Genomic DNA, 12,392 nt, shown 5'->3' on the forward strand with positions numbered 1-12,392 from the left:
TTATTGTTTAGAATTTGTATACTGCTGCTACTAGAAACGATGCAAGTGATCCCGTTGGATCCAGATCGCTGTTTACGAAAGTGTCCTCGCTTGTTGTGTCGATTCTGAATTCAGGAATGATCATCAAATCTCCTATTGCATAGTTTCCTGTTAATGTAAATTCGAATGCATTGGCGTCTCCGTTATCATCGTATCCTCCAATGGCTCCAACACCTTCCTTGCTTTCACCGAAATATTCCGCTCTAAATCCAAGTGCAAAGGAGTCAGAAGTCTGTAGTTGTGGATAAATGGCTACCCCATAGAAAGAGGCATCTGTATCATTATCCACATAGTACGTAGAGTTCAAACCAAGATAGAATGAATCTGTGATATCAAAACCTGTGGTTAAATCAACCTGGAATTGTGGTCCATAAAGAAAATTCAAATAGGTTCCTTTGAATCCAACCTGTGCCCCTAAAGTGTAATTGTTTGTTGGGTTGAAGTTGGTATAGTCATTATCGTTCATAATGGCCGCCATGAAAGACCAGTCATCATTTATCGCCCAGTCCATTTTCAGACCTGTGTGCGAAAATGGTCCGTATGAGAACATATATGAAGTGGAGTAGTTGAAGTTACCTGTTGGAGAAATAACCTCATAACCTAAGAAAGTATTGAAATTACCAAAAGTTAAAGTAACTTTATCAGAAACATTCCAGTATACATATAACTGGTTAACTACTTGAGAACTGTTACCCAGGTCAGGAGCACCGTCTCCGTCAATATCCCACTGAAGTGATCCAAAAACAGCATCTGTACCTCTTGGACCGAATACCAAATCAGCTACGGCACCAACTTTCTTACCTTCATATGCAAATATAGCATTGGCCATACCTATGGCAAAACCATTTCCATTGGCAAATGAAGTATTTGGAGTCTGATGGTTGTCTCCTCCATTAGGTGCATTGATGTTTGTTCTATAATAAACATCCGCACTTCCACTAAAACTGAATTTTTTCTTTTTTTCTTCTTCTGCTTTTCCTGTTGTTTCTTCCTGAGCATATGAAAGGAAGCTAATAAATAGTAAAGCGATTGTAAATAGATTTTTCATAATTAATTTTTTTAGTAATTAAGAATTTGTTAGTAATACTTGAGTTTCAATTTTATGATTAATCGGGGTAAAAGTATATTTAATTAACATTACCCCCAAAAAAAATAGGGTAAAGAGTGAATTATTGTGATATTGAAAATTATACCCCCTTCAAAAAAGGGGTATATAAAATAAAAAAGAGTTTTTTTTCAATTTCATAATAGTATTGCTATTAAAAATTGAAATATTATGGCTATATGGTATAATTACAATATATTTGTGATATCAAAATAATAGTGTATAATGCGAGAAATTCTATTTTTGATGAAAATCATTTAAGGATTTAGCTGTTTTCAATTAAATAAATTCATTTTTCAGAAGGAAAAATCAAAAATTCCATAATTCATTTATGAAAGAGTATAAAATCATTAAACAAACGGGTACTGCAGTAAAATCGCAGCAGAATTTTGAGGATCTGGTTAATAGTTATGCGAAAATGGACTGGAGGGTAGTGAATATGTTCACGCATCGTGGCATATTAAAAGCGCTGATAGAACGTGACAAGAAAGAGGAAGAGTAATGATGAATGATCGGAAACAGAAGAATTTTGTTTCCTCAAATACGTAAGATATATGAAAAGTAAAAAGGCTTTTGCATTGAGAATTGATGAGGAATTGCTAAAAGCGATTGAAATTTTGGCCAAAGAGGATTTTCGTTCCACAAATGGCCAGATCGAATGGATGCTGAGCAAACATGTAAAAGAGTCGGGAAGGTTTTTGGAAAATCAGGATGAAGAAGGCCTCTAATCCTAGAGGCCCTGTTCAGTGAATTATTTTAAGTGTAATAAACCAATATGGTGTACTATATAATTTAATGGTGTACTATTTGGCTTTAGGGTGAACCAGTTTCATTTCATCCACCAGACGCTTGCTGTCGGCAAACTTGTCTATAACAAATAATATATAACGTGCATCTACCATTATATTTCTACAGATCTCAGGGTCATAATTATAATCACTCATCGTTCCCTCCCAAACTCTGTCAAAATTCAGGCCTATAAGGTTTCCGTTTGCATCGATAACAGGACTCCCGGAATTACCTCCTGTTGTGTGATTGGTACCAATAAAATTAACAGGCATTTTTCCATCTACTCCGTAATCTCCATAATCTTTGTTGTTATACAATTCAATTAATTTTTCAGGAAGGTCAAATTCATAGTCTCCAGGTTTGTATTTTTCTATGACACCACTTAAGTAGGAGACAGGTTCGTAATAAACAGCATCTTTGGGTTTATAGCCATTTACTTTACCATAAGTTACCCTGAGTGTGCCGTTGGCATCGGGAAAAAACCTTTCATCCGGAAAGGTTTCCATAAGTGCTTTCATGTAAATTTTTTGATTCGCTTTAATTTCCAAGTTAAGCGCCTGATATTTAGGATCGATGTTTTGATAGAAATTGTCAATGAGCTCATTGCCTGTTTTATACCCAACATCCTCATTTATTTTTTTGAGTACTTCGTCTTTATTACCGGAAAGCATATCAGACATTTTTTCCAGCGAGGTAAGTGATGAATTATCATAAACACTTGCAGTCAGCTTTTTGATGTCAGCATTTTTTAACCCTTCCGTTAAATATGTCTCCGGACTTTCTTTTTGGTACATCTCCATCAGTCTTTCAAAAACATCGCGATCTACACTGGCGTTGTAATTTTTGTAAAACCCTTTATAAGCATTGAGTAAACGTGTTCTTTGCATTTCAAAATCATCCGGATTTTTAAGAACTGCATTTTCAAATCTGTAAAGTCTTACTGAGGCGTTGAGTAATTCAACATTCCTGTAAACGGTTTCTACCCAAAAATCTCTGGCGACAGCAACTTCTTCGATTTCCCCATAAAGTCTTTCAAATTCAGGAAGCAACTTACTATAAGTCTCATTATCCTTATTCTTTTCAACAAAATTTGCTTCCAGATCTTGTTTCTTTTGAACAGCATGTGACTTTTTCAATCCCTGGCTCTCACCAATCCATTTCTTCCAATAATTGGCTATTCTTGCATATTTAGAGGCGTACTGGATTTTGATCTCCGTGTCCTTTCTCATGTATCCATCAACAATTTTTAAAGCTTCATCCCGAATCTTGATCTTTGGAGGATTCAATTTGTTAACGATCTGATCAATGGCTACAGAAGGCAGGTACTCACTGGTCCGACCCGGAAAGCCAAAAACGAGCGTAAAATCATTTTCAGAAATTCCATCGAGAGAGACAGGAAGGAAATGTTTTGGGTTATAAGGTATATTTTCTTCACTGTATTCGGCGGGTTGATTCTGCTTATTTGCATAAATCCTGAATAAGGAAAAATCACCTGTATGACGAGGCCACATCCAGTTATCAGTGTCCGATCCAAACTTTCCAATTGAAGCAGGGGGAGCACCTACAAGACGAATGTCCTTAAAAGTTTCTGTGATAAATAGCATATATTGATTACCGTCATACATGGATTTAACTTTTGCGTCCTGCCAACTTTCTTTTTCAGCGCCTTTGATTACGGCTTCGATATGCTGACTAATAAGATTCTGTTGCTCCTGAAGACTGGCCTCAGAGGGAATATTTGAAAGAATATCCTTTGTGACATCTTCGATCCTGACGATTAAGGTAGCGACCATTCCTTTGTTTGGTAATTCATCGGACATGGATTTTGCCCAAAAACCGTCTTCAAGATAGTCGTGTTCAACTGATGAGTGGGATTGTATAGCTCCATAACCACAATGATGATTGGTAAGCAGCAATCCGCTGGCTGAAATGATCTCAGAGGTGCATCCCCCGTTAAAATGGACAATAGCATCCTTTAAGCTCGAGTTATTCACATCATATATATCTTTTGCACTTAACTGGCTCCCCAGGCTTTTCATCTCTTTCTCGTTCATGCCTTCCAACAGCGAAGGGATCCACATACCGCCCTGTTGAGCCGATACCTGAAAAACCAGAAATAATAATAAGAACTTAATAATTTTCATGGATTTAATATTAGAATTTTAAACTTTCAAAGTTAGCATTTTACCTTGGATTTGCCTATGAAATACATATGCTTATTTCTTTTTGAACGGATTTTTGCTTTCTACCCAATCCATGGCTTTTTCAAAGGATTTTGGAGCATCGAACCTGTATCCAAAATAGATCTTAAAGTATCCTCTGACACTGTCAAACTGAATTACTGATTTTTCATCGCGATGAGTGGCACTTCCGTTGAGACTGGTTCCCCCATAGAATCGTGTTGAATTATATCCAAGACCGATCTGGCTACTCACATTGACGGCCAAGTCTGTATGATGAGTGACAACCCTTGGTTCATCCTGAGAATACCTGGTGATCAATTTGTTAAATTCAGGTCCCATCCCCAGGGCAAGCCCCAGATTTGAATACCAGTTTTTACTGAAAACAAATGTGTGGTAGTAACCTGCGTTGGCGAGTACAAAGAAACTTTTGATGTCCTGTGGGGTGGTTTCGTCCGTGATTTCGAAATAGCCATAATATAAACTCGGAACAAAGCTTCCTGTACTTTTGGTTTGAATCTCATTTTGATTGATCACTGCTTTAAAAGAATAATTCTCGTTGAACCTGTACCAGGTAGTTCCGGTGATGGACATGGTTTTGAGATCAGGAAGGATGATATATTCATTATCATTTTGAAGATTGATAAGCGTAGGAAGCTCCAGGCTGTTGACATAATATCCTTTTACTTTATTAAAATCGAAATTTTGATAAAAATCTTTGTAAAATATATTTAAGGCCAGTTTAAAAATATTTGTCTTCCCCTTTAAACTCGAATCATCAGCTTGTAAAAACTTTGGAGAAAAGCCAATTTTTAAGGAAATAAAGCGATAGTTAAAAGCAACACCCAATCTCAGGTTCGTATTCGGTTCTATGGAATAGACCTGTTCACCCAGATCATACTCAAATGACCTTACGTCGTTGTCAAGATCCAGCCTCAGATTCAGGGTATTATTCATTTTGAGAAAATAGCCTCCTTCAGAATAGTCTTCCTGCAGTTGAGCCCAGGAAATCCAAGGTGATAAAAAGAGTATGATCCAGATCTTTTTCATAATCTCATTCAGGTATTGGCCATAAATATAGGTTAATTTTATAATGAAAATAAAAACTGCTCTATTGGCTTTAGTTTTTTTATATTTAGCCTCCGTAAAGCGAATAATCTGACTGGAAAATACTTGTTTTATGAATTCCTGTTGCTTATCTCGTGATAAGTATTCGGGCAGATAATCAACGAAAGAAATAATAGAATTAATATGAACAATGTTCCTGTATTTACAAATGACACCATAGTATTTGGATTACTTACGATAACCCTGGGATTCATTTTCTATACATCCTCAAAAAAAGATGGTTTTTGGTTTAAATTTTATAAGGTGGTGCCTGCTTTATTCATGGCTTACATGTTACCCGCTGTACTGACCACCTCAGGTCTCATTGCACCGGAGTGGGAAACGGTTAATCCGGATGGAAGTATTGAAGAACACTCCTCGAACCTTTACTTTATGTCAAGCCGGTATTTACTGCCAGCTGCACTTGTCCTGATGACCTTAAGTATTGATTTGAAGGCGGTTTTTAATCTGGGATGGAAGGCACTGGCCATGTTTTTTACGGGTACTGTTGGTATTGTCATTGGTGGGCCGATAGCCATACTTTTGATCTCAATGGTTTCACCTGAAACTGTGGGAGGAGCAGGACCGGATGCTGTATGGAGAGGATTGTCAACCCTGGCGGGAAGCTGGATCGGAGGAGGCGCAAACCAAACTGCCATGCTTGAAATTTATGGATATAACCCCAAATTATACGGGGGGATGGTATTTGTGGATATTGTCGTTGCCAATATTTGGATGGCAGTTATCCTGATAGGGGTTGGCCGATCAAAAGAAATTGATAAATGGTTAAATTCAGATACTTCAGCTATTGAGGAGCTCAAGGAAAAGGTCAGTACATTTTCTAAAAAAGTTGAAAGAAACCCTAATCTTACAGATCTGATGATCATGGTAGCTTTGTCTTTCGGAACAGTAAGCCTCGCTCACCTTGGAGCGGGTTATTTAAGTGATTTTTTTGCCGATTTTGTCAATGGCATTCAAAACCAGACTACCAAAAATGTATTTACTTTTTTAAGTTCTCCGTTTTTCTGGATGATCAGCTTATCAACGGTTGCTGCAATTTTACTGTCATTTACGAAAGCGAAAAACTATGAAGGAGCAGGTGCCAGTAAAATCGGGAGCGTTTTCATTTATATCCTGGTGGCTTCTATTGGAATGAAAATGGACCTGAGACTTATTTTAGACAATATAGGGCTGGTAGCCATAGGTTTTGTGTGGATGAGTATTCATGCGATTCTTCTGATCCTTGTGGCCAAAATGATCAAAGCACCTTACTTTTTTCTGGCCGTTGGAAGCCAGGCAAATGTAGGAGGAGCGGCCTCAGCTCCTGTGGTTGCCTCAGCATTTCATCCTTCTCTTGCTACAGTCGGGGTTCTGCTGGCTGTTTTTGGTTATGCAGTGGGTACCATTGCTGCTATTGGATGTACCATTTTGATGCAATTGGTCTCCCAATAAATCAAACCGCTTTTAACACATAAATTGATTTTTTCTAATATATTTGCGCCCTTAAAACCATTACAATGAAGAAGACCGGTCTGATTATCGTAATTGCTCTGGCAATTGCAGCATGTTCGAAGGAAAGTGATAATACCATGTATGTAAAAGCCCAGATAAAGGGCTTAAAGAAAGGAACTTTTTTTCTGCAGAAACAAATGGATTCTCTGATCGTTTCAGTGGATTCTGTTTCGGTAAACGGCAAGGAGGATTTCGTGTTAACCGATCAGGTGGATAGCCCGGAAATGTATTACCTTACTCTGGGAAACAGTTCAAAACGAATCGCTTTTTTTGGAGAAAAGGATACTGTCTATATCAATTCACAACTTGATCTTTTTGCCGTAAAAGCAAAAATCAAGGGTTCCGATAACCAGGATATTTTGAATCAGTTCAATGAGTTTCAACAGAAGTTTAAAGACCAAAGGCTGGACCTTGTAAAGGAAGAATTTGAAGCAAGAAAGAAAAACAGTCAGGATTCGATAGATTTGGTGGCGAGTAAGCTGCGTAACTGGAACAAAAGAAGAATACTCTATACCGCTAATTTTGCAGTAAAACACGCTGACCGCGAGGTGGGCCCATATATTGCCCTTACGGAGCTTACAAATACAAGCATCAAATTACTGGATACCGTTAACAATTCAATGACACCTGAGATCAGGGCGTCAAAATACGGTAAGCAGCTCGAGGCCTTTGTAAAGGAAATTAAGGCAACTGAACAGTAAAAGTTATAATTAAAAGAAAAAAATCAATTCATAAGAGATTCTCAGGGCTCTTAAAAACGGTTATCTCCGTCTAACAGGTCACCCAAACCACCAAGGATACTTCCTTCGCCTTTTCTTTTACCTCCAGCCGACGGGGCACTGGCAATGATTCTATCGGCAAGTCTGCTAAAAGGCAAGGATTGAATGGCTACTGTACCAGGCCCTCTTAAGGTGGCAAAAAACATACCCTCACCTCCAAATATGGTGTTTCTTATTCCTCCTATAAATTCAATGTCATAGTGAACCGAACTACTAAAACCTACAATACAACCCGTATCGACCTTTAATACTTCGCCCGCAGCGAGCTCTTTCTTGATTACGGTTCCGCTGGAATGCAGGAAGGCCATGCCGTCGCCTTCGATCTTTTCCATAATAAAACCTTCACCTCCAAAAAATCCACGTCCAAGTTTTCTTGAAAATTCGATACTGATCGTAACCCCTTTGGCTGCACAAAGGAAGGCATCTTTCTGACAAATAAAAGTTCCCTGAAATTTAGTCAGGTCTATGGGTATTATTTTACCGGGGTAGGGGGAGGCGAAAGAAACTTTTCTCAGATTTTGTGAGGTGTTGGTAAAAACAGTCATAAATAAACTTTCTCCCGTCAATAACCTTTTACCGGCTGAAAACAAACTTCCGAGTATATCCTGCGACTGGCCCGAACCATCACCTAAAATCGTGTCCATTTTTATCTGGTCGTCCATCATCATAAAGCTACCTGCTTCAGCCACAACACCTTCGGACGGATCAAGTTCAATTTCTACGAATTGCATTTCTTCTCCATAGATTGTATAATCAATTTCGTGAGCCTTCATAGTATTTAGATTTTAATTATTCTTTTAGTTTAATACTCCAGGTAAATGAAAAGTCAGATACCATGATGTTCTCCTCATTGAACCCCGAGGCCTTTAGGATAAGACTTTGGCCTTCGCCTGTTTCAATAGCTTTCATAAGAGCCTGGTCAACTTCATCTCCCTGATCGCACGTAAAGGTGATCTTTCCCGTTGCTTTTTTATGGAAACTTCCTTCCTGATGAACTACCAGCATAGAAATCTTTCTTCCTGAATCATTTATTTTCTTCATCATTAATATGCCGGTCACCAATTCGGCCGCCATTCCCTGGGTAGCCCAATATAAAGACCTGAACGGGTTCTGATTTATCCATCTGTGCCTGACTTTTGCACCGGCTTCTTTATCTGATAAATGTGTTACGCGTATCCCCGAGATATAGGCGGAAGGGAGTTTAAAGGCTAAAAAACGATTTAGGTTACTAACTGAGAATTTTGGCATTTTTGTGCTTTAAGCCCCTAATTTACAACAAAAATCACGAATAAATGACTTGTTTCAAATGTTAAAAAAATGTTAAATTTCAGTACTTTGTATTGCATAGTAATATCTTTTATATATATATTTGCATAAGAAAGTATTATATATTTTAAATATCATGTCAAATCGAAACGATAATAACAACGCTTTTTTATTACATCTATCTGCATTTTTCGGATATATTTTTCCATTTGGTGCCGTAGTAGGCCCCCTTGTAATTTGGGAACTGAATAAAAGAAAAAGTGAGTTTATAGATCAGAATGGTAAGGAGGCTATCAATTTTAATCTGAGTTATTTACTGTATACTATGATTCTCGGATTATCGGTTGTACCCTTCATTTTAAGAATCGCATTGGAAGATTTTCAACATCTGGATATTTTTGGAATCGTAAGCGTTGGTTCCCTGATCGGAATTCTTGCTATTGTAAAGTTTGTTTTGATAATTGTTGCCGCTTTAAAGGCCAATCGCGGTGAAGTTTATAAATACCCCTTAACTATTAAGTTCATTAAATAAATAAAAATTATGATAACTATACTAATCTCAATCGTAATATATATTGCAAATTCGATACAATCGATTTTGTTTTAAGCCAATGAGTCTTAAAAATCAATAATAATGATTAAAAGAGAAAAACATGAAGATTGAAAACACAAAAGCACAAATGCGTAAAGGAGTTTTGGAATTCTGCATCCTTTCCATTCTTGAAAATGGAGATGCCTATACTTCTGAAATTCTGGTCCAATTGAAAGACGCAAAACTGCTTGTCGTTGAAGGTACTGTGTACCCCTTACTGACAAGACTTAAAAATGCGGGACTGTTGACCTATCGCTGGGAGGAATCAACCTCCGGACCGCCAAGAAAATACTATGGTTTAACCGAAACAGGAAAGATATTTTTATCAGGATTGAATACGACCTGGAGTGAATTGGTTAAAGCAGTGAGCCTGATAACAAAGAATAATAAATCAAAAAGTACAACAAAATGAACAAGACAATAAATATTAATCTAGGTGGCGTATTTTTTCACATCGATGAAATAGCTTATCAAAAACTGAAAGGTTATTTAGATGCTATTCGACGTTCTTTGAGTGATGACCCAAAAGGTAGAGACGAAATCATAACGGATATTGAATCAAGAATAGGAGAATTATTATCAGATAAAGTAAAAGATGTAAGGCAGGTTGTTAACCAGCAGGATATTGAAGAGGTTATTGACGTCATGGGTAAACCAGAAGATTATCTGGTAGACGATGAAATCTTTAGTGATGATTCATACAGTACCTACAGACGTAAAAAGCCCCGTAAATTGTATCGTGACGGTAGTGATCGCTTCCTGGGTGGTGTATCTTCGGGAATGGCTCATTATCTCAATGTAGACGTAATCTGGATCAGGTTGGGTTGGTTGGTAGCCGCTTTTGGTTTTGGATTTGGGTTTATTGTTTACCCACTATTATGGATCCTTCTTCCTGAAGCAAATACTACTGCAGAAAAGCTGGAAATGGAGGGCGCCGAGGTCAATATCAGTAACATAGAAAAAAAAATTCGTGACGAGATCACCGAGGCTTCCCATCGTGTAAAAAGCGGAATTGATGAGGTATCGGAAAAGGTTAAAAATGCCGATTATAAAAAGTATGGAGAACGAGCAAAATCAGGGTCGCAGGATCTGGTTGATACGCTGGGAAAGATCTTTGTAACACTTTTCATGATCATAGGGAAGTTCATAGGAGTTTTATTGATCATTGTTGCAGTTAGTACCATATTGGCATTACTGATAGGATTATTTACACTAGGATCACTTGATTTTATTCATGAAGACTGGGTATTTCAGAATTCTATGATCTATAATAATTCAGGATTACCTGTCTGGGTTATCAGCATACTGACCTTTGTACTTGTAGGAATTCCATTCTTTTTCCTGTTCGCTCTTGGATTGAGAATCTTATCAAATAACACCAAATCAATTGGTAAAACAGCTAAATTATCGCTTCTTGGCGTATGGATCGTAGCACTTTTAGTGGCCATTTTCTTTGGAACTCGTCAGGTAATGAATTCTGCATATGACGGAACAATTACAAATACGCAGGAACTTTATTTCGACGCTTCTGATACCCTCCAGATCAAAATGGTGGATAATCAGCTTATTTCCAACCGAAGTGAGCTGAAGCGCCATTGGAGGTCAGAAATCATTGTAGACGAGGATAATCAGGAGAAATTATATTCGAATAATATACGATTTAATATTCTTCCTTCAGATAATGAAACCATGTACGCCAAGGTTCGTAAACTCTCTCAAGGCAGAAGCCGTAAAGATGCCAGAGACAATGCTGAGCTTATTTCCCATGGTTATGAGCTTGACGGCGACGTCCTTAAGTTTGACGGCTATTTTTTGGCCGAATTAAATAACAGGTCAACTGAGCAGAAGATATATATTGACCTTTATCTTCCGGAGGGGCAAACTGTATATCTGGATAATTCTACCAGATCATTCCTTTATGACGTGGACAATATCCAGGGTGTTTATGACAATGATATGGCAAAGCATCATTTTCAAATGACCCGAGAAGGATTTAATTGCCTAGACTGCTCGAAGGATGAAATAAATACCTGGAACGATGATGATTCCTTTAATATGAAGATTAATGGAGAAGGCGTGCACATAGAAATACAGGAAGAGGGTAAGGATAAATCTGAAGTCAAAATCGATGGTTCCGGGGTCATCGTAACCAAAGCAAAAGACAGTGTCTAATCAATTCGTCAACCCTCTGAATTTTTAGTTAAATTTTGTAACAATTCAGAGGGTAGCGATGTCATATAAATTATATAGTCTATCAAAAATCTGTAATCATGAAAAAATTTATCAAACTAACTCTTATTCTATTGGTATTGGCAGGAACGAGCTCTTGTATGTTCGATGGAGTTCGAGGAGACGGGGAAGTAGTAACCAAAAAAAGAAAGATATCGGATGATTTTGTTCGTATAGAAGCCAGCAGAGGGCTGGATGTATATATCACCAAAAGCAAAAAGGTTTCTTTAGAAGTTGAAGCGGATCAGAACCTTCATGAACTGATTGAGACCGAGGTTAGAGATGGTACACTCTTTATTACGTCTTCCAGAAATATCTATTCGGCCAGTGCAAAAAAGGTGCATCTGTCTGCAAATAATATCAATGCAATCCATGTAAACAGTGGAGCGGAGATTTATTCAGAAAACACTTTGTCAGCCGATAGGCTTGAGTTGCATGTCAGCAGCGGAGCAGGTACCAGGCTTGATGTGAACGTGGAAGACCTTTCATGCAGCAGCTCCAGCGGGGCCGAGGTAAACCTGAGCGGAAAAGCCTATAATTTTAAAGCTTCCTCTTCCAGCGGGAGCAATATCAACGCCTACGACCTTAGCACAACCAATTGTAATGCCAATGCGAGCAGTGGTTCTGACATTGATATTCGTGTATCCAATGAATTTGAAGCCACAGCCACGAGCGGAGCCGGAATAAGTTATAAAGGAAATCCAGACAGAGTTTCAAAAAACAACAATTCCGGAGGAAGTATAAGGCAGGTCAGAAGCTAAAAGAATATTATAAAATTTATCCTACGGTGGTTA

Annotated in this window: 13 protein-coding genes; 8 read left to right on the top strand and 5 right to left on the bottom strand. The window is 37.9% G+C overall.

Annotation, left to right across the window (positions count from 1 at the left end; all coding sequences use genetic code 11):
• Positions 1 to 7: 7 nt before the first annotated feature.
• Positions 8 to 1,087, bottom strand: a complete 1,080-nt coding sequence (locus tag LCM02_RS01940; RefSeq protein WP_224926631.1) for a porin — start codon at positions 1,085 to 1,087, stop codon at positions 8 to 10.
• A 388-nt stretch (positions 1,088 to 1,475) separates the two neighbouring features.
• On the opposite strand from LCM02_RS01940, the gene LCM02_RS01945 reads away from it, so the two are divergent.
• Together LCM02_RS01945 and LCM02_RS01950 are read left to right on the top strand one after the other, a co-directional pair.
• Positions 1,476 to 1,646: a DUF4177 domain-containing protein gene (locus tag LCM02_RS01945; RefSeq protein ID WP_224926632.1), complete on the top strand. Its 171-nt coding sequence runs from the start codon at positions 1,476 to 1,478 to the stop codon at positions 1,644 to 1,646.
• Between the two features lie 52 nt (positions 1,647 to 1,698).
• Entirely contained in the window at positions 1,699 to 1,872 is a 174-nt protein-coding gene (locus tag LCM02_RS01950; RefSeq protein ID WP_224926633.1) for an Arc family DNA binding domain-containing protein, read from the top strand.
• Between the two features lie 75 nt (positions 1,873 to 1,947).
• On the opposite strand, the gene LCM02_RS01955 is transcribed toward LCM02_RS01950, so the two are convergent.
• Both LCM02_RS01955 and LCM02_RS01960 read right to left on the bottom strand, forming a co-directional pair.
• Positions 1,948 to 4,077: a S46 family peptidase gene (locus LCM02_RS01955; protein WP_224926634.1), complete on the bottom strand. Its 2,130-nt coding sequence runs from the start codon at positions 4,075 to 4,077 to the stop codon at positions 1,948 to 1,950.
• 72 nt (positions 4,078 to 4,149) lie between these two features.
• Complete coding sequence (locus LCM02_RS01960; protein WP_224926635.1) at positions 4,150 to 5,163, bottom strand: DUF4421 family protein; 1,014 nt, start codon at positions 5,161 to 5,163, stop codon at positions 4,150 to 4,152.
• 201 nt (positions 5,164 to 5,364) lie between these two features.
• Here LCM02_RS01960 and LCM02_RS01965 point away from each other — a divergent pair, with 201 nt between their 5' ends.
• Together LCM02_RS01965 and LCM02_RS01970 are read left to right on the top strand one after the other, a co-directional pair.
• Positions 5,365 to 6,672: a DUF819 family protein gene (locus LCM02_RS01965; protein ID WP_224926636.1), complete on the top strand. Its 1,308-nt coding sequence runs from the start codon at positions 5,365 to 5,367 to the stop codon at positions 6,670 to 6,672.
• A gap of 65 nt (positions 6,673 to 6,737) precedes the next feature.
• Positions 6,738 to 7,433 (top strand): DUF4369 domain-containing protein, encoded by a 696-nt coding sequence (locus LCM02_RS01970; protein WP_224926637.1) that lies wholly within the window; start codon positions 6,738 to 6,740, stop codon positions 7,431 to 7,433.
• A 50-nt stretch (positions 7,434 to 7,483) separates the two neighbouring features.
• On the opposite strand, the gene LCM02_RS01975 is transcribed toward LCM02_RS01970, so the two are convergent.
• The gene (locus LCM02_RS01975) at positions 7,484 to 8,284 is read right to left on the bottom strand and encodes a TIGR00266 family protein (RefSeq protein ID WP_224926638.1); all 801 of its coding nucleotides are present in this window, start codon (positions 8,282 to 8,284) and stop codon (positions 7,484 to 7,486) included.
• Positions 8,285 to 8,300: 16 nt separating this feature from the next.
• Positions 8,301 to 8,759 carry a DUF4442 domain-containing protein gene (locus tag LCM02_RS01980; RefSeq protein ID WP_224926639.1) on the bottom strand — a complete coding sequence of 153 codons (459 nt, stop codon included), beginning with the start codon at positions 8,757 to 8,759 and terminating at the stop codon, positions 8,301 to 8,303.
• Between the two features lie 154 nt (positions 8,760 to 8,913).
• Between LCM02_RS01980 and LCM02_RS01985 the strand changes: the two genes are divergently transcribed.
• From LCM02_RS01985 to LCM02_RS02000, 4 genes are all read left to right on the top strand, one after another.
• Positions 8,914 to 9,309 (top strand): DUF4870 domain-containing protein, encoded by a 396-nt coding sequence (locus tag LCM02_RS01985; RefSeq protein WP_224926640.1) that lies wholly within the window; start codon positions 8,914 to 8,916, stop codon positions 9,307 to 9,309.
• 121 nt (positions 9,310 to 9,430) lie between these two features.
• The gene (locus LCM02_RS01990) at positions 9,431 to 9,781 is read left to right on the top strand and encodes a PadR family transcriptional regulator (RefSeq protein ID WP_224926641.1); all 351 of its coding nucleotides are present in this window, start codon (positions 9,431 to 9,433) and stop codon (positions 9,779 to 9,781) included.
• Positions 9,778 to 11,541, top strand: a complete 1,764-nt coding sequence (locus LCM02_RS01995; protein ID WP_224926642.1) for a PspC domain-containing protein — start codon at positions 9,778 to 9,780, stop codon at positions 11,539 to 11,541. Before LCM02_RS01990 ends, LCM02_RS01995 begins: the two co-directional genes overlap by 4 nt.
• Before the next feature lie 98 nt (positions 11,542 to 11,639).
• On the top strand, positions 11,640 to 12,359 hold the full coding sequence (locus LCM02_RS02000; protein WP_224926643.1) for a head GIN domain-containing protein: 720 nt from the start codon (positions 11,640 to 11,642) through the stop codon (positions 12,357 to 12,359).
• Positions 12,360 to 12,392 lie beyond the last annotated feature (33 nt).

It is taken from the genome of Lutimonas saemankumensis, from assembly GCF_020171465.1.
Lineage (GTDB): Bacteria > Bacteroidota > Bacteroidia > Flavobacteriales > Flavobacteriaceae > Lutimonas > Lutimonas saemankumensis.

What these genes read in the sequence shown, in the direction of transcription:
- LCM02_RS01965 (WP_224926636.1), top strand. Translation starts at nt 5,365, where the DNA reads ATGAACAATGTTCCTGTATTTACAAATGACACCATAGTATTTGGATTA.
- LCM02_RS01990 (WP_224926641.1), top strand. Translation starts at nt 9,431, where the DNA reads ATGAAGATTGAAAACACAAAAGCACAAATGCGTAAAGGAGTTTTGGAA.
- LCM02_RS01940 (WP_224926631.1), bottom strand. Translation starts at nt 1,087, where the DNA reads ATGAAAAATCTATTTACAATCGCTTTACTATTTATTAGCTTCCTTTCA.
- LCM02_RS01955 (WP_224926634.1), bottom strand. Translation starts at nt 4,077, where the DNA reads ATGAAAATTATTAAGTTCTTATTATTATTTCTGGTTTTTCAGGTATCG.
- LCM02_RS01985 (WP_224926640.1), top strand. Translation starts at nt 8,914, where the DNA reads ATGTCAAATCGAAACGATAATAACAACGCTTTTTTATTACATCTATCT.
- LCM02_RS02000 (WP_224926643.1), top strand. Translation starts at nt 11,640, where the DNA reads ATGAAAAAATTTATCAAACTAACTCTTATTCTATTGGTATTGGCAGGA.
- LCM02_RS01975 (WP_224926638.1), bottom strand. Translation starts at nt 8,284, where the DNA reads ATGAAGGCTCACGAAATTGATTATACAATCTATGGAGAAGAAATGCAA.
- LCM02_RS01960 (WP_224926635.1), bottom strand. Translation starts at nt 5,163, where the DNA reads ATGAAAAAGATCTGGATCATACTCTTTTTATCACCTTGGATTTCCTGG.
- LCM02_RS01970 (WP_224926637.1), top strand. Translation starts at nt 6,738, where the DNA reads ATGAAGAAGACCGGTCTGATTATCGTAATTGCTCTGGCAATTGCAGCA.
- LCM02_RS01950 (WP_224926633.1), top strand. Translation starts at nt 1,699, where the DNA reads ATGAAAAGTAAAAAGGCTTTTGCATTGAGAATTGATGAGGAATTGCTA.
- LCM02_RS01980 (WP_224926639.1), bottom strand. Translation starts at nt 8,759, where the DNA reads ATGCCAAAATTCTCAGTTAGTAACCTAAATCGTTTTTTAGCCTTTAAA.
- LCM02_RS01995 (WP_224926642.1), top strand. Translation starts at nt 9,778, where the DNA reads ATGAACAAGACAATAAATATTAATCTAGGTGGCGTATTTTTTCACATC.
- LCM02_RS01945 (WP_224926632.1), top strand. Translation starts at nt 1,476, where the DNA reads ATGAAAGAGTATAAAATCATTAAACAAACGGGTACTGCAGTAAAATCG.